This window comes from Streptomyces sp. ADMS (assembly GCF_033441795.1).
GTDB lineage: Bacteria > Actinomycetota > Actinomycetes > Streptomycetales > Streptomycetaceae > Streptomyces.
This window is the reverse complement of sequence record NZ_JAVFVX010000053.1, coordinates 18,972-38,195: the sequence shown is the minus strand read 5'-3', so window position 1 is coordinate 38,195 and position 19,224 is coordinate 18,972. Positions and strand designations below refer to the sequence as shown.

Here is a 19,224-nt window from a genome sequence, read left to right as displayed (position 1 = left end):
TCCTTTGACACGAAACGGCTCCAGCTCCCGACCAGACTAACCAGTCGGTATGTTGCAGGGAAGGGCGACCGGAGATACCCAGGGGCGCGGGCCCGTATCGGTCTGCGGCTCCGCCGCGCGGCGCGACAGGCCACGTCGGACCCGCACCCTGCGAACTGCGGGCGGAAGCACCTACGGTGCCACTACCACCCGTACCGCCTCACGAAGGGAACCCCCATGCCCCTGTCAAGACGCGGCCTCCTGACAACAGCCACAGCAGCGTCCCTGCCCGCATGCACAGGCGCAGCCACCCCGACCCAACACCGCCCGAAACAGCTGCGCACCGGCTTCGAGAACCTCACCGCGAGCGACTACGCCCCCCTCGCCGGCCAAAAGGTCGGCCTCGTCACCAATCCCACCGGTGTCACCAGGGACGTACGCCACATCGTCGACGTCATGCACGCGGACGACCGGGTGAATCTGACCGCCGTCTTCGGCCCCGAGCACGGGTTCCGGGGTACCGCGCAGGCCGGCGGTTCCGAGGGTCGCCACGACGACCCGGCGACCGGGCTCCCCGTCTACGACACGTATCTCAAGAGCGGCCGGCCGCTCGCCGACATCTTCACCGCCTCCGGCGTCGACACCGTCGTCTTCGACATCCAGGACGTGGGCGCCCGTTTCTACACGTACATCTGGACGCTGTACGACTGCATGGAGGCGGCCCAGTCGGCGGGCAAACCGTTCCTCGTGCTGGACCGGCCGAACCCGGTGACCGGGCGGGCCGCCCAAGGGCCCGTGCTGCACAAGGAGTTCGCGACATTCGTCGGACGGCAGCCGATCGCGCAGTCACACGGGATGACGGTGGCGGAACTGGCGCGGCTGTTCAACAAGGAGTTCCTGGCCACGCCGGTGGAGCTGGACGCCGTACTGATGTCGGGGTGGAAGCGGTCGGACTTCTACGACGCCTCCGGGCTGCCCTGGGTGCCGCCGAGCCCTAACATGCCGACCCCCGACACCGCGCTGGTGTACTCGGGGACGTGTCTCTTCGAGGGCACGAACCTGTCGGAGGGGCGCGGTACGACGCGGCCGTTCGAACTGCTCGGCGCCGAGGGGATCGACCGGCGGTGGGCCGTCGCGGCGGAGCAACTCGGGCTGCCAGGTGTGCACTTCAGGGAGGCGTACTTCGCGCCGACCTTCTCCAAGTTCCAGGGGAAGACCATCGGGGGCGTGCAGATCCATGTGCACGACCGGGCGGCCTTCGACCCAGTGCGCACCGGGGTCGCGCTGCTGGTGACCGCCAAGAAGGTGTGGAGCGGCTTCGGTTGGCGCTCCGACAACTGGATCGACAGGCTGACGGGCTCCACTCTGGTGCGCACGATGATCGACGCGGGAGCCGGCGTCGACGAGGTCGTGGCGGGCTGGCAGGAGGAGTTGGCGGCGTTCCAACGCATGCGCAGGAAGTACCTCATCTACAAGTGAGCCGTGACGGATGGCCGACTTCCCCTGCCGGCGGGACGATACGCCCCACCGCGCGACATCACGGGGACAGGGACGGGGACCGTCATGGCGGATCGGGAAATGAGCGTTTCTCCCTGCTGGAGCTGACGTTCGACGCGGACGGCGACACCGAGGGGCGCGGGCGTGACCGGCTGCTCGCGGAAGTGGGGCGCGCTGGGCCACGGCGGTGTCCAGGCGGTACCGGGGACAGTCAGGTTGACGATCGCGGAAGCGCTCGGGCCCGCGATGCTGCCGGTGAGCGGGTGCGTCAACATCGACACGGCGGCGGTGGTCAGGACGGTGGGCCTTGGTCGGGAGCACACAGCGACATCTGCCACCGGGAGCCGGCGCGGGTGGTGCCGACGGCGGGCCGTGTCCACTGACCCGCCGCCGGCAGCAGGGCGGTTGCTAGCGGTGTGAGGTGAACTCGACGACCTGCTGGTAGGTCGGCCGGTTCTGCCAGCTGATGTTGTAGTGCTTGATGCCTCCCAGGGTGCGCTGGACGATCGAGTCGGCGCACCACTGGTTGCCCGCCGCGCAGAGGTCGTCGCCGGGGTAGACCTGGGCGGCCGTCCTGCCCGCCGCGGTCTTCAGGGTGCTGATCAGGATGTCCCGGCAGCCGCTGAGCGTGCCGCCGCCGCAGTACTTCTGCGCCAGTCCGCCCTGCACCGGGTCACCGAGGACCGCCCGGATGTCCTTGTCGACATAGCTCCACCAGCCGTACTGGAAGGAGCTTCCGGCGTGCGCCCCGGTCGGGCCGTGCGCGGCCGAGGGGGCCTGGTCGACGGGGAGGTTGGTGGTGATCGCGGTGTAGAGGTCGGTGCCGAGGCCCGGTTCGAACTCGGCCTGCACCAGCAGTGGCCACCAGGCGTCCAGGATGCGGATCGCGTCGGCGTTGGCATACGTCTTCGAGCCCGCCGAGGTCTCGGTGCGTCTGGCGCCCGCCGTCACCCACGCGGACAGCTTGCTGACGGCCGCCGCCGCGGCGGAGTCGGTGACCGTCGAGCTGTTGACGACCCGCAGCAGCTTCGGCAGGACGTCCTCGGCCCGTAGATCGGCGAGCGCGGCGTCGGCCATCGCCTTCACCAGCTGCGCCCGGGTCACTCCGCCGGCCGTGACGAGTTCCTTGACGCGGTCCTCCAGGAGGTTGCCGCGGTGGACGGAGCCGTTGCCCCAGGATGCGGCAGTGTAGTCCTTGGCCTGTTTGTTGTTCCAGGAGATGTAGTAGTCCTGGTCGATCGAGTTGGGGTGGGCGGAGGCCGGCGTGTAGTCGGCGGTGTTCGTCGTCGGGTTCCAGTTCCGCCACTCGTACGCCGACTGCGCCCAGACCGGGAACTCGGCGTCGACGCCGTTCGCGCGCACCGGGTTGTCACCGCTGTTGTAGTACGCGGTGTGCGTGGAGTCGGCGTAGAACCAGTTGAAGGTGTAGTTGATGTGCTGCACTGCGGACTGGAAGGTCTCCGGACTCTTCACGTAGTCCGGGTCGTTGAGCATCTGGAAGCCGATGATCGAGTCGGCCTCGTGCATGTAGGAGGAGCGCAGGGTGGTGTAGGCGACCTTCTTTCCGCCGACCGTCGCGCGATGGCTCACCGGGCCGTACTTGGTGCGGTAGACCTGCATCCGGTAGGAGCCGGCGGCCGTACCGTCGGCCGTGGTCGGCTTCCAGGCGTTGGTCTGCTCGATCTTCTCCATCGCGGTGCAGGTGCCGTGGTAGAGGTAGTGGACGTCGTCCTGGCACAACTCGACCGCGTACGAGTCGATGATGTCCTGCCCGGAGGTCGTCGCGCTCCACGCGTAGTCCTGGCCGCGGCCGAGTTCGACGTACATGCTCAGCCCAGCGAAGGAGGCGCCGCGCGCGCTGATGCCCGGGCCCTGGATCTCCTGGAGCATGAGCAGCTGAGGGGCGAAGTAGCCGGTCTGCGGGCCGAAGACGGCGACCGGGTGGCCGCTGGCGGTCTTGGCGCCGCTCACCACCAGGGCGTTGGACATACCGCGCTTCGCGGAGGTGAGGGCGGTGGCCGTCGCCGTGCTGGAAGTACTGGTCGCGGTCGCGGTCGCGGCGCTGCCCGTACGGTCGTACACCAGCGGTTCCGCGGAGACCGTGCCGGCGTCGGGCAGGGCCTCTCCCTGGGGGTCTGCGGGCGCGGTCGCGTAGGGGAAACTCTCGCCGTTGTGGAGGGTGAGGACGGCCTCGGGGTCGTTGCGCTCGCGGAAGGACTCCCAGACCTTGGTGCCCTCGACGACGCCGTACTGGGCCTGGGCGGCCATCAGCGAGATCGCGTTGTTGACCTCGCCGCCGCCTCCGGAGCCGAAGAGCGCGCCGATCACCGAGGCCAGCGCGACCAGGTCGGTGGGCTTGAAGTGCTGGATGGTGCCCGCGTTGGTGACGGAGTCCTTCCAGCCGGTCAGAACGTACTCGCCGGGGAAGTAACGGCCGCTGTCGGCGGCGTCGATGTACGCGTTGATGCCCGCGACATAGGCGTTGACGTCGGCGAGAGCCTGCTGGCCGCGGGCGCCGTTGGTGGCGACCGCGTTGTCTATCTGGGCCTGGAGGTCGGCCTCGGTGTACGGGGCGTGGCGCCAGAACTCCTGTTCAAGGCCCTGGTTGGAGGGGTCTCCGCCCGCGAACGGTGTGAGCCGGCCGCGTCCGACGTGCCGGAAGACGTCCATCAGCCAGAGGCGGTCCTGGGCGGCGGCGTACCCGGCGCCGAACTCGGTGCCGTACCGGGTGGTGCCTGTGATGTGCGGCACACCCGTCTTCTTGTCGCGGACGATCGTCACGTCCGTGCGGCCGGCCGGCCTGAGGGTGGAGGCGACCTGGTCGGCGGCGACCCCGAACGAGGCGTCGTTGAAGAAGTTGTTGATGGTGGCGTTGGTGAGGCCGGAGTAGCCCGTGGCCAGGTTGGCATAGGGCCCGAGCTGGTCTTCCGCGTGTTCGGGCTGGGAGCCGAAGGCCTGGTTGAGCAGGATCTGGGCGAGGGTCGCGTTGCCGTTCTGGCCGGGCGGCAGGATGTCGGAGCACTGGGCTCCGCAGTAGTCGTCGGCCGCCGCGGCGTGGGCCTCGGTCGCCGGGGAGATCGGGGAAAGCGGCGACAAAAGACCGGCGATGAGCGTGCATACAGCCGCGGTCTTCAGGAACCCGAAGAGTCCGCGGGGAGTTCTCAGTCTGTCGAAGGTCTTGTCGACGGTGATGCCTGGGGTGCGCCGTGACATGGCGGCTCCTCCGGACGGGGGGTGGACCACTCCGAACGGGGTGGGCCAGACGTTACCGCCGGTATCCCCGGGATTGAAGATGAACATGCGTCACTTTTGAACAACGTGGTACAGCAAATGCGTTGGGGGAAGTGGAGGGGCACTCCAAAGGGTGCTCCACCGACGGCGAACAGCTTCGGGAGGTGGCCGTGAAGGGTGGTCCGGCGGACGGCTCAGGGCCGTTGGCACCGGCCCCCATGGGGGCCGGCGAACGGCTTGTGGCCGTCAACGGAAAACGGATGGAGCCGAATCGCTTGTCGATACGTCTATTCGGCGACGTCCGTTCGACGACGCCGAAGTGACCGAAGTACAGGTGCAGGTGTGACGGAGGTGCAAGGCGATGGCCGGTTTCCGGAGTCTGGCGAGACAGGTGCGGGATCCGCGGAGCGATCTGGCACTGCGGCGGTACTCGCTCCGCAAGTGCCTTGAGAGGTTCGCCCCTTACGGGCACAGGGCGACCTGGGACCATCTGTGTTCCCGGGCCGGGTTCGGACCGGAGGACCGGTCCCCGGATCCAGCGCGGCTCGTGGCCGCACTGGACGAGCTGGAAGAAGCGCGCTCGGTCTGGCTGGCCTACGAGGTGGAGTTCGCGAAGCGCCGCAAGAAGGAGAAGTTCGACGGGCTGCGCCGGCCCGGAAGCGTGGACGACTGGCATCGGCTGACCTGGGGTGGGTTCGGGGTGGCCTGGTGCGACGATCCGGGGGTGCACCCCCATGAACCGCTGGCCGAGGTGCTGCGACGGCTGATCGCCGCCCTGGAGCGCGGACCGGGCTCGGTATGCCCGGTGTGCGACGGGGAGCGCCTCACCTGGAAGTACGACCTGGCCCATGAGCCGTCGTCGGGTCCCGTCTGCACGGAGTGCGGCATCGTGGTGCCACGGCCTGTGCTGACCCCCGAGGCCCTGGCGGAGTCCAGGCGCGGACGACTGCTGCTCGCGTCGGCCTGAGCACGACGGGGGTGCGCCGGGGATGCCGCACCCCCCAACAGAACCGGATTACCGCCGAACCGGATGCCCGCGCCCGTTGTCGGTGACGGGTGGCACCATCGGGGCATGACGCAGGTGTGTCTCAACGGCTCCCGGGACGCCGCTCACGGTGCGCTGGTGCCGATGTCGCCGGGAGCGATGGCCGACTCCGCGGCCGATGCCGTCCTGGCCGGGGCCACGGACGTCCACGTCCATCCCAAGTCCCCCTGCGGACAGGACACCCTGTCGCCGCGTGCCGTCACGGCGACGCTGACGGAGATCCGGTCACGGGTCACCGTGCCGGTCGGCGTGACCACGGGCGCCTGGGCCGAGCGGGATCCGGCGGTACGGCTTGAGCGCGTCCGGGGCTGGACGGTGCTGCCCGACCACGCCTCCGTCAACTGGCACGAGCCGGGCGCGGAGGAACTGGCGGCCCTCCTCATCGACCTCGGGGTGGGCGTCGAGGCAGGCATCTGGTCCGGGACGGACGGCGCGGCACGGTTCGCTGCCTCACCCCTCGCCCCCAAGGTGCTGCGCGTCCTCGCGGAGGTCACGGACACCGGCCCCGACACGGCCGAAGCCACCGCCCACGCCCTCCTCTCCGACCTCGGCAGGTCGCCCCACGGCCGCCCGGTCCTGCTGCACGGAGAGGACGGCGGCGCCTGGCCGGTACTGCGCCTCGCGGGCCGACTCGGACTGGCGACCCGGATCGGCGCGGAGGACACCCTGCTCCTGCCGAACGGCGAACGGGCGGTGTCCAACGCCGAGTTGGTGAAGGCGGGCGTGGCCAGAACATCCCGCGCTGTCCCGGCATCTTCACACCGGGCGAGCCCGTCGCGCTCACCGAGAAGCTGCACTGCTCGGCCTGCCTGCTGACCTGTCACGCCGACGGCGGGCGCGTCCAGGTCTCCTCGAAGGAGTTCGGCGCCAAGTCCCCCGCCCTGAAGGAGGACCCGCGCAAGCTGTACTGGCGTGCGGTGGATGGCGTCCCGCCGGACGGTGTAGCCGATCAAGGCGTCGGAATCCGCAGGTCGGGGGCGGCGGCTCGGCCGGACTGGGCGTTCGACTCGCCTCAGCAGGGCGCCTCGCGGACCGTCGGCCCGTCCGGATTCGTCAGGGCCTCGTACCGGAACGCGTAGCGCTTGATCTCCTGCACCACTGACGCGGGACACGACCGCGCGGTGACCTCCCACGGCGTCGCGGAGACCGCGGACCGCCTCGCCGAGCGGCTCGGGGCGCGCCGGGTCGGCGTCTTCGGCGAGGTGTACGGGGTGGGCGTGCAGGACCTGACGTACGGCGCGGACGGGCGGCGCGAGACGCTCGGGTACGCCGTGTTCGACGTGTCGGTGGAGGTCGCCGGGGGGCTGCGCCGGCTCGACGCGGCAGAGCTGCTGGATGGCCGACTGCCGCTCGTACCAAGGCTGTACGAGGGTCCGTACGACAGCGACCGGGTCCTGGAGATCGCGAGCGGGCGCGAGACGGTTTCCGGGCGGGGGCCGCGTCTGCGGGAGGGCGTGGTGATCCGGCCGGTCGTCGAGCGGTACAGCACGGTGACCGGCGGGCGGGCGATCGCCAGGGCGGTCAGTCCGGCGTACCTGACGCGCAGGGGCGGGACGGAGTACGAGCAGCCCGACCGGTGCCGCCGCTCTTCTCCACCAACAGGCGGGATCCTGCCCGGCTTTCGCCGAAGACGTCGTCCGGGTTGGACAGGACGCAGCTCTGCAGGGACAGGCAGCCGCAGCCGATGCAGTCGGTGAGATGGTCGCGCAGACGGTTCAACTGTTTGATGCGCTCGTCCAGTTCGGAGCGCCAGTTCTCGGAGAGGCGGGTCCAGTCCTCCCGGGTGGGGGTGCGTTCCTCGGGGAGTTCGGCGAGCGCCTCACGGATCGTGGCGAGCGGGATGCCGACGCGCTGCGCGGCCCGGACGAAGGCGACCCGGCGCAGCGCGTCACGGCTGTAGCGGCGTTGGTTGCCCGAGGTGCGGCGGCTGCTGATGAGGCCCTTGGACTCGTAGAAGTGCAGGGCGGAGACGGCGGCGCCGCTTCGGGCGGCGAGCTGGCCGACCGTGAGTTCGTGGATCTTCTCGGGAATCTGGGGCACCCCTCGAACCCTACCCACAGCGGCGGACGGCGGTCCGTTGACAGGGAATCCGCCACCGACCATGCTAAGCAGTTGCTTAGACTACATGGCGAGGAGGCCGGGACATGGCAGAGCCGAGGATCTTCACGGGCGCGGACGACCTGAAGGCGGCGGTCGGTGAGCAGTTGGGGTACACCGACTGGCTGGAGGTCGACCAGAAGCGGATCGACCTGTTCGCCGACGCGACCGGCGACCACCAGTGGATCCACGTGGATCCGGAGAAGGCCGCCGTCGGCCCCTTCGGGACGACCATCGCACACGGCTATCTGACCCTCTCGCTGCTGCCGCTCTTCGGGCCTCAGCTGATCAAGGTCGAGGGCGTGAAGATGGGCGTCAACTACGGGACCAACAAGGTCCGTTTCCCCTCCCCCGTCCCGGTCGGCTCGCGCCTTCGCGCCACCGCGCGGATCTCGGGGGTCGAGGACGTGACAGGAGGGATCCAGGTGACCGTCGCCTTCAGCGTGGAGCGCGAGGGCGGCGACAAGCCGGTGTGTGTCGCGGAGTCGGTGTCGCGGTACTACCTGTGAGCCGGTGAGCGCGGGCGGGCTACCCGGCCCCCACCATCCGCAGCACGAGGTCGGCGTAGAGCGCGCCGACCTCGTCCGGCGTACGCGCACCTTTGACGTTGAACCAGCGGGCCACGTCGATGCACAGCGACAGCACGGCGAGCGTCGTGCCCGGCACGTCGGGCACGTCGAACTCGCCCGACTCCACCCCGTCCTCGATGATCCCGCGCACCTCGGCGTCGACCTGGCGGCGCAGCGCGAGGATCTCGGCACGGGCGTCGGGGCCGAGGGAGTCGAGTTCGTACTGCACGACCCGCGCGGTGGTGCGCCCCCCGGCGTGCCAGCGGACGAAGGAGCTGACGGCCTCGGCCAGGCGTTCGGTCGCGGTGCCCTCGGCCTGTGCCGCCGTGCGCAGGATGTCGACGGCCTTCTCGTGGCCGATCCTGCTGATCCGGTGGAGCAGCTCTTCCTTGGTCTTGTAGTGGATGTAGAGCGCGGCCGGGCTCATGCCCGCGCGGCCCGCGATGTCGCGGGTCGTCGTCGCGTGATAGCCGCGCTCGGCGAAGGCCTCCACCGCGGCGACGAGCAGCCGCCGGGCCGCGTCGGGGGTCACCTCACCCCACGGCGCCGCCTCGCCGCCGGCCGTCTCCTCCGCCGCACTCATCGCCCGTTCGCCCCTTTCACCGACAGTGACCTCCCACTGTACCGCCGTGGGTGAGCGGGCGCTTAGAGCGCCCGCTCGGAGCAGCGGGAAACGCGCTCAGTGCTTCTCGAAGGGGTCGTACTCGGCGAGCAGCTTCTCCAGCCTGGCCTGGTCGACCCGGCTGACGATCTGCCCGGCCTCCTGGCGGTCGCGGATGACCTTGGCCAGGGTGAAGGCGGAGGTCACCAGATACAGGACGGCGATACCGAGGAAGCCGCGCACCCAGGCGTCGGCGTTCAGCCGGAAGATGCCGACGGCCGTCGCTCCCATGGCGATGGCGAAGGACGCGACGGCCTGGCCGTAGAAGGCCCCCGTGTTCTGCTGCTTGACCGGTGTCTCGTTCATGGGACAAGCATCGGCGGACGCGGCCCGCGCCACATCCGCCGAAGTACTCAGAACATACTCAGAATGCCGATACGCCTGTCAGCGCGCGGCCGATCAGCAGTTTCCGGATCTGGCTCGTGCCCTCGCAGCGGGTCATCACGCGGGCGTCCCGCAGGAGCCCGCCGGTCCCGTGCACCCGTAAACTAGCGCTGCTAGTTTACGGGTGCAGCCCTACCATGTGCGCCATGGCCCGACCGCGCAAGCCCCTCCTCAGCACCGACCTGATCGTCGGGACGGCACGGGCGCTGGTGGACTCGGAGGGGCTGACCGCCCTGTCGACACGCCGGCTCGCCGCCGAACTGGGCGTCAGCGGGCCGTCCCTCTACAACCACTTCCGGACCAAGGACCAGATCCTGGAAGCGGTCGCGGACTCGGTGAGCGTGCTGGTCGACCTGTCGATGTTCGAGGACGGCCGCGACTGGCGTACGGCGCTGCACGACTGGGCCGTCTCCTACCGGGCCGCCCTGCGCGACCATCCGAACATCGTCCCGGTTCTCGCCCGCGGCCCCGGCCGGCGCCCGGCGAGCCTGCGCCTGGCCGACGCCGTCTACGGCGGGATGGTCGACGCGGGCTGGCCGCCCGCCCAGGCCACGTCGATCGGCGCGCTGATGCGGTACTTCGTCATGGGCTCCGCACTGGGCTCCTTCGCCGGGGGCTTCGTGGACGACGAGAGCGCGTACGACCCGGCCGACTATCCCCGCCTCGGGCAGGCCCATCTCCTTGCCGAGCAGCAGGAGAAGATCGACGAACGGGCCTTCGAGACCGGCCTCACAGCCCTGCTGGACGGGCTGGCACAGCAGTACGAGCAGCTCAAGCGGACCGCCTAGAACACCTCGCCGGGCACTCTTCGGCGGGCGCCGAACTGTGCGTACCCCATGCTGGACACATGACCAGGAGGAGCGCCAGGAGCACGCGGAAGCCCAGCCGGGCGTCCGGTCTCGCGGCCCTGGCCGGACTGCTGGCGGACGAGACACGGGCCGGTTTCCTGCTGGCGCTGCTGGACGGGCGGGCGTGGACCGCCGGAGAGCTGGCGCGGTACGCCGGGGTCGCCCCGTCGACCGCCAGTGAGCACCTGGGCAGGCTCGTGGCCGGTGGGCTGCTCGCCGAGGAGCGCCAGGGACGACACCGCTACGTGCGGCTGGCCGACGCCCGCGTGGCCCAGCTCGTCGAGGAACTGGCCGCGCAGGCAGGCCCCTCCGTGACCGAACGCCCGCGCACACTGCGGGAGTCCGGCGCCGGGTCCGCGATGGCACGTGGCCGTACCTGCTACGACCACCTCGCCGGGCGGCTCGGCATCACCCTCACCGATGCCCTCACCGAGCGGGGGCTGCTGCGCCAGGACACCGGTTTCGCCCTCACGGACGCCGGGCTGGGCTGGTTCGCCGAAGCGGGCATCGACCTCGATCGCACCGGCCGCCGCCCCCTCACCCGCGCCTGCCTCGACTGGACCGAACGCCGCGCCCACCTCGCGGGCACCGCGGGCGCTGCCCTGTGCCGGCACGCCCTGGACGCGCGCTGGTGCGTACGCATCGGCTCGGAACGGGCGGTCAGGGTGACCTCCGAAGGGGAACGCCGGTTCGCCCAGCTCCTCGGAATCGAGGCGACGGCCCTGCGCTGAGCCGCGCTGGGCCGCCGTACGGCCTCACGTCCGAAAATCGCGAGCCCCCGCCGCCCGTCCTGCCTAGCCTCTGGAGCATGATGACCTCCTCCCCGCCCTCCCGCCCGGCCCCTCGCACGGAGGTGCTCGCCGCCGTCGCGGCCTGTGTGACCGTGGTGCTGTGGGCCTCCGCGTTCGTCTCGATCCGCAGCGCGGGCGCCGCCTACTCGCCGGGGGCGCTGGCGCTCGGGCGGATGCTCGCCGGGTTCGTGACCCTGGGGGCGATCTGTCTCGTACGACGGGAGGGCCGGCCGCCCCGGTCGGCCTGGCGGGGGATCGCGATCTCGGGAGTGCTGTGGTTCGGGGTGTACATGATCGTCCTGAACTGGGGCGAGCAGCAGGTGGACGCGGGGACCGCCGCCCTGCTCGTGAACGTCGGCCCGATCCTCATAGCCCTGCTCGGCACCCGGCTGCTCGGCGACCCGATGCCGCCCCGGCTGCTCGCGGGCATGGCGGTGTCGTTCGCGGGCGCGGTGGCCGTCGGGCTGTCGATGTCGGGCGGGAGCGGCACATCGGTGCTCGGGGTGGCGCTGTGTCTGCTCGCGGCGGCCTCGTGGGCCGCGGGTGTCGTCGCGCAGAAGCCGGCCCTCGGCCGGGCGAGCGCCCTCCAGGCCACGACGTTCGGCTGCCTGATCGGGGCCGTGACCTGTCTGCCGTTCGCCGGGCAACTGGTCGGTGAGTTGGCCGAGGCGCCGCTCTCCGCCACCCTCAACATGGTCTACCTGGGCGTCTTCCCGACGGCGCTGGCCTTCACGACCTGGGCCTACGCCCTGGCCCGTACGACGGCCAGCCGCATGGGTGCGACCACGTACGCGGTCCCCGCCCTCGTCGTGCTGATGTCCTGGCTGACGCTGGGCGAGGTACCCGGGCTGCTCACGCTGGCGGGTGGCGGGCTGTGTCTCGCCGGGGTGGCCGTGTCCCGTTCCCGGCCTCGGCGGCGGGTTGCGGGGGCTGCGGCTGCGGCTGCGGCTGCGGCTGCGGAGGAGGCTGCGCAACCGCGGCCACGGCACGAGAAGGCAGGTTGATCAGCGTGAACGCGCCCTGTCCGCAAGGATCTTGATGGAGACGGGGGCGATCACCGAGAGCCGAGCACCATCGGCTGGGGTGGGGTGCCGCGCGGATGCGAACGGGGGCTGGGGGCGCTGCCCCCAGCCCCCGTTCGCGCTGAACACGCTCGGTTCACCGGGACCGATGCTGAAGAGTCGCCGGCTTCGTCGCCGTGAGGTGGGCGTACACCACGATGTTGCCGGTGTAGCCGGTGCGTCGGTCGTAGTCGCCGCCGCAGGTGATGAGCCGCAGTTCGGGGCGGCCACGGGCGCCGTACACCTCCCGGCTGGGGAAGTGCGCCTTGTCGTACGTCTTCACGGCGTCGACGGTGTAGACGGCCGTACGCCCGTCCGCGCGCCGTAGTTCGACCAGCCGTCCACGGGTGACCTCGTCGAGGCCGACGAACACGGCGGGCCCGGAACCGGTGTCGCGATGCCCGACGACGATCGTCGTTCCGTTCTCCCCGGGGGACGGTCCGTCCGCGTACCAGCCGACGAGGTTGGGATCGTCGTCCGGGGGCACGGTGAGCTGCCCGTGGCGGTCGAGGCGCAGATCCATGACCGGCGCCTCGACATCGAGGTACGGCAGGGTGAGCGTGGTGGGGCGGGAGCGTGGGAGGGGGGCGGGGGCCCGCGGCATGGCCGACACGTTCGGGCGGGTGGGCGGAGGCGTCGGCCCGGCGGGCCCCGGGCGTCCCTTCACCGGCCCGGGCCGTCTTTTCACCGACCCCGGGTGCCCCTCCACCGGCCCCGGCTGTCCCTTCACCGGCCCCGGCTGTCCCTCCACCGGCTCGGGCGTCCGGGTCGGCTCGGGCGTCCGGGTCGGCTCAGACGGCGCGGGCCGTCCGGTGGCCGGTGCCGCGCTTCGTTCCCGCGCCGTGCCCCTGGCGCCGGCGCCCTCGCCTCCCCCGGTGGACGGTGTGGCCGGTGCACCGTCGGCGGCGGTGACCGGGGCGGGGGCGGGTTCGTCGGCCCGGACCCACCAGACGCCGCCCACCGCCAGGGTGACGGTCAGGACGACCGTGCGGGTCAGGCGGTAGGCGCGCGTCCGGCGCCAGGGCCGGGGCCGGCGGGCGCGGTCAGGCGTCGCCATCGGCACGTCGGCGCGTCCGGAGGTAGACCACTCCCCCGACCACGATCAGGCCTACGGCAGCCGCGCCGGCGACCGGCGTGAATGCCTCCGCGCGGGCGACACCGCCGCTGCCCGCGGGAACCCCGCCGTGCGGGCCGCCGTGGTACCCACCGGGACCGCCCGGACCACCACCGGGGCCACCCGGACCACCGGGCGGGGTCGGCGTCGCGGACGGGCAGTCGACCCGGAACACCTTGTGCTTGGCCGCACCCTGGCCGTCGACGATGTTCCACGTCAGCTTGTACTGCCCGTCCGGCAGTGAGAGATCGATGGTGTGACCAGTGCCATCCGGCTCCAGTTCGATGGTGTCGGCGAGGGTGGCGCCGTTCGTCACCGGGGGCTGGGTCTCGATGGACCACTCGATGTCCTGGTTCGCGTCGAAGTTGAACGCGGCGAGATAGAACTCGCAGACCTGCGGCTCGTTCCTCTGGTCGTCGACGGGCGTACCCACGTTGTGGATCTTGACGTCTCCGTTGTCACCCGGGGCGGCGACGGCGGGGGCCCCGATGAGAGTGGTGCCCGCGATGGTGAGAGCCGCGAGGGCGGCGGTGCGGGCGCCGGCCCGGCGTGGACGGAACGATGTGGTCATGTGCGGTTCCTCCGAGTCAGAAGATTTTCATACAAGTCCTGCTTCTTCTGACTCTCTTTCACATAAGCCTCCACGAAGGCGCAAGCACCGCCCTACGCCCCGTCGGATATCACCCTTCCGGCCCATTCCGGCCCAGCGGTGACCCGGGTCTGCGGCGCTCCGTGGCGGACGGCTCCGGCTTCTCCACCGGCGCCTGCGCGGCCGACCGCACCGCGATCCCCGACGACAGCAACAGCAGCGCGCCGAGCATCACGAACGGTGCCGCCACGCCCGTGACTCCGGCGACCAGGCCGGCCGTGGCGGGCGCGGCGACCTGGCCGAGGCGGTTGCCGGTCAGGCGCAGCGCGAGGGCTGTGGAGCGGGCGCCGGCCGGGGCGGCCTGCACGACCGTCGTCATCGACAGGGGCTGCCCGACGCCCAGGCAGAAGCCCAGCGCCGCGAGGATCAGGGCCAGCCCCCACACCGGCACCGGCAGCGCGATCCCCGCGCACAGCAGCGCCCCCAGCAGACAGGTCACGGTGAGCAGCAGACGCCGGCCGAGCAGCCGCAGCAGGGGTGTCAGCACCAGACGGCACGCGATCGTGGCCGCCGCACGCAGGCCGAGGAGTACGCCGATCACGGCCGGCGCGATGCCCCGGTCCTCGCCGACCACCGGAAGGTAGGCGGTGAGGATGTCGGTCGCGGACAGCACGGCGAGGCTGACGAAGATGCCCGCCGGGACGCCCCGGGTGCGCAGGATGCGGCGCACGGGGACGCGATCACCCTGCTCCGTACGGGACTTGACGGCCGTACGGTCCTCGACGCGCCACAACGACGTGAACGACAGCGCGGCGACCGCGCCCGCGACCAGCAGCGCGCGCGCACTGGTCGCCGCCATGTCGTGGCCGCCGATCAGCGCGCCCGCCGCCATCGGGCCGATGAACTGGCCGAGCGAGACGCCGATGGTGAAGTGGCCGAAGTTGCGGTCCTGTTCGTGCGGGGCGGAGCGGCGGGCGACGAGTGACTGGCCGCCGATGACGAAGCAGAGGTGGCCGAGGCCCGTCACTCCACTCCACGCGGCCATCGCGGCAAGGGAGTTGGCGGTGGCGCCCAGCGCGCAGCCGCCGGAGATGAGCACCGCGCCGACGGTCAGCAGGGGCGCGCAGCGGCCCTGGTCGGTGCGGCGGCCCAGCGGTACGGCGGCGAAGAGCGGGAGCAGGGCGTACGCGGCGGCGATGACGCCGATCGCCCGCTCGTCCGCGCCCAGCGCGAGGGCCCGGTAGGAGACGGCGGGCCGGGCCATCGACACCGCCCCCTGCGTGAAGCTGAAGGCGATGACGAGGCGGAGCAGCCAGCCGCGGTTCCCACCGGGCCTCATGGGCGTGTCCTCCATCGAGCGGTCGGACAGGATTCGCTGGTCGGTCGTGCAGGCCGACCGGGCGGTCAGATGATGCCGAACAGGATTCCCGCCCCGAGGATGATCAGGGATGTCAGCGCGGCCCACTTGACCACGAACTTCGTGTGGTCGCCGAACTCGACCTTCGCCATGCCGACGAGGACGTACACGGCCGGGACGAGCGGGCTGGACATGTGCAGGGGCTGGCCGATGAGGGAGGCGCGGGCGATCTCCAGGGGCGAGACACCGTGGGCCGCGCCGGCTTCGGCGAGCACCGGCAGGACGCCGAAGTAGAAGCCGTCGTTCGACATGAAGTAGGTGAGCGGGATGCTCAGCAGGCCGGTGACGAAGGCCATGTGCGGGCCCATGCCGTCGGGAATGTTGTCGACGAGCCAGCGGGCCATGTGGTCGACCATGCCGGTGCCGGTCAGGACGCCGGTGAAGACCGCGGCGGCGAAGACCATGCCGGAGACGTTGAGGACGTTCTCGGCATGGGCGCCGAGGCGGGCCTTCTGGTCGGGCATGTGCGGGAAGTTGACCGTCAGCGCGAGCGCGGCGCCGAGCAGGAACAGCACCGGGATCGGCAGCAACTCCATGATCATGGCGGTGAGGAGCGTGACCGTGAGCAGCGCGTTGAACCAGTAGAGCTTGGGGCGCAGGGTGGCGCGGGCCGGGTCGAGGACCTTCAGCATCCGGTCGTCGTCATCGTCCGATTCGCCGTCCGTGTCGCCGTCCGTGGCCTGGCCCGGGTTTCCTTCGGCGCCCGAACCGCCGGTGGGCGCGGCCGACTTGCCCGTACCCGTACCCGTACCCGTGGCCGCGCCCGTGGCCGAGCCGGCGCCGACGAGCACGGTCTCCGTCTCCGTCTCCGGCTCCTCCACCAGGACCGCGTCCAGGGTGAGCACGCCGAGCCGCTTGCGCTCGCGGCGGCCGAGGACGTAGGAGAGGGCGATGACGAAGGCCAGGCCGACGAGGAGCGCCGGGATCATCGGGACGAAGATGTCGCTCGCGTCCAGCTTCAGGGCGGTCGCGGCGCGGGCCGTCGGGCCGCCCCAGGGCAGGGTGTTCATCACGCCGTTGGCCATCGCGGCGACGCCGGTCATCACGACCAGGCTCATCTTCAGGCGCTTGTACAGGGGGTACATCGCCGAGACCGTGATCATAAAGGTGGTCGAGCCGTCGCCGTCGAGGGACACGATCGCCGCGAGGAATGCGGTGCCGACGACTATGCGCAGCGGGTCGGCCTTGGCGAACTTCAGGATGCCCCGGACGATCGGGTCGAAGAGGCCTACGTCGATCATCACACCGAAGTAGACGATCGCGAACATGAGCATCGCCGCGGTGGGGGCGAGGCTGGTGACGCCTTCGATGACGTAGTCACCGAGCTTGGCGCCCTTCCCGACGAAGACGCAGAACAGTGCCGGGATCAGTACGAGCGCCGCGATCGGCGACATCTTCTTCAGCATGATCAGGACCAGGAAGGTCGCGATCATCGTGAAGCCCAGGATGGTCAACATGAGTGGGTTACCTAACGTTCGCCCTTGAACTCCCACCGGAGTCGGCAGTGCGTCGACGTTAGGTCGCCCCCGCAAGTCTTAACAAGATGTTGACGCGCGAGCAATAAGCGCAAAACTCCAGGTCACAGCGTTGTGCCTGCTGGCGCGAGTTCGATGGGCACACCATTCAGTACGGCGTTGCCCGACAGCGGGTCGAGCAGACTGCCGTCGAGGAGCTGGTTGACGTTGACTCCCGGGTCGAGGGCGGCGTGCGCGAGGCGGGTGCCTGGCCGGTCGTGCCCCCACCCGTGGGGCAGGCTCACGACCCCGCGCCGCACGACGTCGGTGATCTCGGCGGGGGCCACCACCTCTCCCCCGGCGCCCTTGATCCGCACGGGGGCGCCGTCTTGTACGCCGAGGCGGGCGGCGTCCTCGGGGTGGATGTGCAGGGTGCAGCGGTTGGTGCCGCCGGTGAGCGCGGGCACGTTGTGCATCCAGCTGTTGTTCGACCGCAGATGACGCCGGCCGATGAGCACGATCCCGGCGGGGCGCTCGCGCATGGCCTGCCGCAGGCGCGGGAGATCGTCGGCGATGGGCTGCGGCAGCAGTTCGATCCGGCCGCTGCGCGTCTTCAGGGGCTGCGGCAGGCGCGGCCGGAGTGGCCCGAGGTCGATGCCGTGCGGGTGGGCGAGCAGTTTCGCCAGGGTCAGACCGTCCGGTCGTGCGCCGAAGCCGTCGCCGTACGGGCCCAGGCGCAGCATCAGGTCGAGGCGGCGCTCGGGGCCGGTGTCGCCGCCCAGCTCCTTGGCGAGCTGCTGGGGATCGCGGCCGTGGACCGGGGAGTGGGGTTCCTTGACGGACTTTCCGAGAGTCTGGCCGATGACCATGGAGTCCACGGCTGCGGGGTCGGCACCGTGCATGCCGGTCGCGGCCAGGACGAGCCGCGCGAAGATCTCGGTCTCGGCCATCCTGCCCGGCTCCAGGGGGACTGCGGGGCGGTTGTAGCGGACCTGGTTGCGGACGGCGAGGGTGTTGAGGGCGAAGTCGTGGTGCGGGCTCTGCGAGGGCGGGGGCGGGGGCAGCACGACGTGCGCGTGGCGTGAGGTCTCGTTCAGGTAGGGGTCGACGCTGACCATGAAGTCGAGCGAGGCCAGGGCCGTGTCGAGCCGGTTGCCGTCGGGCGCGGAGAGGACGGGGTTGGCGGCGACGGCGATGAGGGCCCGGATCGGCTCGCCCTCGGTGGTGGCGGTGTCGATCTCCTCGGCGAGTGCGGAGAGCGGCAACTCGCCTTTGGCCTCCGGGTGTTGACCGACCCGCGAGTGCCAGCGGCCCAGCGTGAACCCGTGACCGGGGCCGGCCGGCCGGGGTGTCCGGTCCGTGGCCGCCTGGGGGAAGAGCGCGCCGCCGGGCCGGTCGAGGTTGCCGGTGAGGATGTCGAGGACGTCGACCAGCCAGCTGGCGAGGGTGCCGTGCGGGACGGTGCAGCTGCCGATGCGGCCGTAGACGGCGGCCGTTGGCGCGGCGGCGAGTTCACGGGCGAGGGTACGGATGGTGCCCGCGTCCACGTCGCAGGCTTCGGCGACGGCCTCGGGCGTGAAGTCCCGTACGGACGCCTCCACTTCGGCGACTCCTTGGACGTGCGGCGCCAACTCGCCCAGGTCGACGAGGTGTTCGTCGAACAGGACGTGGGTCATCGCGGCGAGCAGGAGGGCGTCCGTGCCGGGGCGGATCGCTATGTGCCGGTCGGCGAGCTTGGCGGTGCGGGTGCGGCGCGGGTCGATGACGGTGAGCGTGCCGCCGCGCGCCCTGAGAGCCTTGAGCTTGCCGGGGAAGTCGGGTGCGGTGCACAGACTCCCGTTGGACTCAAGGGGGTTGGCGCCGATGAGCAGCAGATGGTCGGTGCGGTCGAGGTCGGGTACGGGGATCGCGTTGGCGTCGCCGTACAGCAGCCCGCTGGAGACGTGCTTGGGCATCTGGTCGACCGTGGAGGCGGTGAAGACGCTGCGGGTGCCTAGGCCGGCGAGCAGGACCGGCGGGTAGAGGGCCCCGGCCACGGTGTGCACGTTCGGGTTCCCGAGGACGGCCCCGACGGAGTTCGCCCCGTACCGCTCGACCACGCCCCGGATGCCGGCGGCGACGGCGTCGAAGGCCTCCGCCCAGCTCGCCTCGCGCAGCTCGCCGTCCCGTCGCACGAGGGGGGTGCGCAGCCGGTCGGGGTCGCTGTCGAGGGCTCCGAAGGAGGCGCCCTTGGGGCAGATGAACCCCTGACTGAACACGTCGTCGCGGTCCCCACGGGCGCGGGTGACCCGGCCGCTCTCGATGGTGAGCGTCAGTCCACAGGTGGCCTCGCACAGGGGACAGACGCGCAGGGCGGTACGGGAGTCGGTGGGGCTGGACACGGGTCCTCCCGGGTGGGTGGCGGCATCGGTGACGCGCGGACGCAGCCGAGCATACCGACCGGTACGGATGGAGGGGAGGGGTTGCGCGTTCCCGGCCTGGGCCGGA

The 19,224-nt window shown here is 71.1% G+C and carries 16 protein-coding genes and 3 pseudogenes; 10 read left to right on the top strand and 9 right to left on the bottom strand.

Features of this window, described 5'->3' with window-relative positions:
• Nucleotides 1-216 precede the first annotated feature (216 nt).
• Entirely contained in the window at nucleotides 217-1,458 is a 1,242-nt protein-coding gene (locus tag RB628_RS22985) for a DUF1343 domain-containing protein (RefSeq protein ID WP_318322400.1), read from the top strand.
• Between the two features lie 180 nt (nucleotides 1,459-1,638).
• Nucleotides 1,639-1,859: pseudogene (locus RB628_RS22980) on the top strand (serine-threonine protein kinase); the annotation flags it as partial.
• Between the two features lie 25 nt (nucleotides 1,860-1,884).
• Here RB628_RS22980 and RB628_RS22975 read toward each other — a convergent pair.
• Nucleotides 1,885-4,689 (bottom strand): penicillin acylase family protein, encoded by a 2,805-nt coding sequence (locus RB628_RS22975; protein WP_318322399.1) that lies wholly within the window; start codon nucleotides 4,687-4,689, stop codon nucleotides 1,885-1,887.
• A 379-nt stretch (nucleotides 4,690-5,068) separates the two neighbouring features.
• On the opposite strand from RB628_RS22975, the gene RB628_RS22970 reads away from it, so the two are divergent.
• The 4 genes and pseudogenes from RB628_RS22970 to RB628_RS22955 all read left to right on the top strand — a co-directional run.
• A complete protein-coding gene (locus tag RB628_RS22970) occupies nucleotides 5,069-5,674 on the top strand; it encodes a hypothetical protein (protein ID WP_318322398.1) in 606 nt (201 codons plus the stop codon).
• A gap of 105 nt (nucleotides 5,675-5,779) precedes the next feature.
• Nucleotides 5,780-6,568, top strand: coding sequence for a 3-keto-5-aminohexanoate cleavage protein (locus tag RB628_RS22965; RefSeq protein WP_318322397.1), 789 nt, complete (start codon nucleotides 5,780-5,782; stop codon nucleotides 6,566-6,568).
• Nucleotides 6,481-6,678: pseudogene (locus RB628_RS22960) on the top strand (RNA ligase (ATP)); the annotation flags it as partial. The gene RB628_RS22965 and the pseudogene RB628_RS22960, both read left to right, overlap by 88 nt.
• A 189-nt stretch (nucleotides 6,679-6,867) precedes the next feature.
• Nucleotides 6,868-7,317, top strand: a pseudogene (locus RB628_RS22955) (RNA ligase family protein); the annotation flags it as partial.
• On the opposite strand, the gene soxR reads toward RB628_RS22955, so the two are convergent.
• Complete coding sequence (gene soxR / locus RB628_RS22950; RefSeq protein ID WP_318322396.1) at nucleotides 7,274-7,792, bottom strand: redox-sensitive transcriptional activator SoxR; 519 nt, start codon at nucleotides 7,790-7,792, stop codon at nucleotides 7,274-7,276. The pseudogene RB628_RS22955 and the gene soxR overlap by 44 nt on opposite strands.
• Nucleotides 7,793-7,896: 104 nt before the next feature.
• Between soxR and RB628_RS22945 the strand changes: the two genes are divergently transcribed.
• Nucleotides 7,897-8,358: a MaoC family dehydratase gene (locus tag RB628_RS22945; RefSeq protein ID WP_318322395.1), complete on the top strand. Its 462-nt coding sequence runs from the start codon at nucleotides 7,897-7,899 to the stop codon at nucleotides 8,356-8,358.
• Between the two features lie 19 nt (nucleotides 8,359-8,377).
• On the opposite strand, the gene RB628_RS22940 is transcribed toward RB628_RS22945, so the two are convergent.
• Together RB628_RS22940 and RB628_RS22935 are read right to left on the bottom strand one after the other, a co-directional pair.
• Nucleotides 8,378-9,001 carry a TetR/AcrR family transcriptional regulator gene (locus RB628_RS22940; protein ID WP_318322394.1) on the bottom strand — a complete coding sequence of 208 codons (624 nt, stop codon included), beginning with the start codon at nucleotides 8,999-9,001 and terminating at the stop codon, nucleotides 8,378-8,380.
• A 96-nt stretch (nucleotides 9,002-9,097) separates the two neighbouring features.
• Nucleotides 9,098-9,385 (bottom strand): YiaA/YiaB family inner membrane protein, encoded by a 288-nt coding sequence (locus RB628_RS22935; protein WP_318322393.1) that lies wholly within the window; start codon nucleotides 9,383-9,385, stop codon nucleotides 9,098-9,100.
• 224 nt (nucleotides 9,386-9,609) lie between these two features.
• Between RB628_RS22935 and RB628_RS22930 the strand changes: the two genes are divergently transcribed.
• The 3 genes from RB628_RS22930 (at nucleotide 9,610) to RB628_RS22920 (ending at nucleotide 12,106) form a co-directional block, all read left to right on the top strand.
• On the top strand, nucleotides 9,610-10,251 hold the full coding sequence (locus RB628_RS22930) for a TetR/AcrR family transcriptional regulator (protein WP_318322392.1): 642 nt from the start codon (nucleotides 9,610-9,612) through the stop codon (nucleotides 10,249-10,251).
• A gap of 59 nt (nucleotides 10,252-10,310) precedes the next feature.
• A complete protein-coding gene (locus tag RB628_RS22925) occupies nucleotides 10,311-11,042 on the top strand; it encodes a winged helix-turn-helix domain-containing protein (protein WP_318322391.1) in 732 nt (243 codons plus the stop codon).
• 80 nt (nucleotides 11,043-11,122) lie between these two features.
• Complete coding sequence (locus RB628_RS22920; protein WP_318322419.1) at nucleotides 11,123-12,106, top strand: DMT family transporter; 984 nt, start codon at nucleotides 11,123-11,125, stop codon at nucleotides 12,104-12,106.
• Nucleotides 12,107-12,260: 154 nt separating this feature from the next.
• Here the strand turns inward: RB628_RS22920 and RB628_RS22915 are convergent, their stop codons facing one another.
• The 5 genes from RB628_RS22915 to RB628_RS22895 all read right to left on the bottom strand — a co-directional run bounded on the left by RB628_RS22915 (nucleotide 12,261) and on the right by RB628_RS22895 (nucleotide 19,118).
• A complete protein-coding gene (locus tag RB628_RS22915; RefSeq protein ID WP_318322390.1) occupies nucleotides 12,261-13,220 on the bottom strand; it encodes a class F sortase in 960 nt (319 codons plus the stop codon).
• Nucleotides 13,207-13,848, bottom strand: coding sequence for a hypothetical protein (locus tag RB628_RS22910; RefSeq protein WP_318322389.1), 642 nt, complete (start codon nucleotides 13,846-13,848; stop codon nucleotides 13,207-13,209). The genes RB628_RS22915 and RB628_RS22910 overlap by 14 nt, the downstream gene beginning before the upstream one ends.
• 109 nt (nucleotides 13,849-13,957) lie before the next feature.
• A complete protein-coding gene (locus tag RB628_RS22905) occupies nucleotides 13,958-15,205 on the bottom strand; it encodes an MFS transporter (RefSeq protein ID WP_318322388.1) in 1,248 nt (415 codons plus the stop codon).
• Between the two features lie 65 nt (nucleotides 15,206-15,270).
• Nucleotides 15,271-16,740 carry a citrate:proton symporter gene (locus tag RB628_RS22900; protein ID WP_318322387.1) on the bottom strand — a complete coding sequence of 490 codons (1,470 nt, stop codon included), beginning with the start codon at nucleotides 16,738-16,740 and terminating at the stop codon, nucleotides 15,271-15,273.
• 122 nt (nucleotides 16,741-16,862) lie between these two features.
• Complete coding sequence (locus tag RB628_RS22895) at nucleotides 16,863-19,118, bottom strand: molybdopterin oxidoreductase family protein (RefSeq protein ID WP_318322386.1); 2,256 nt, start codon at nucleotides 19,116-19,118, stop codon at nucleotides 16,863-16,865.
• Nucleotides 19,119-19,224: the final 106 nt, after the last annotated feature.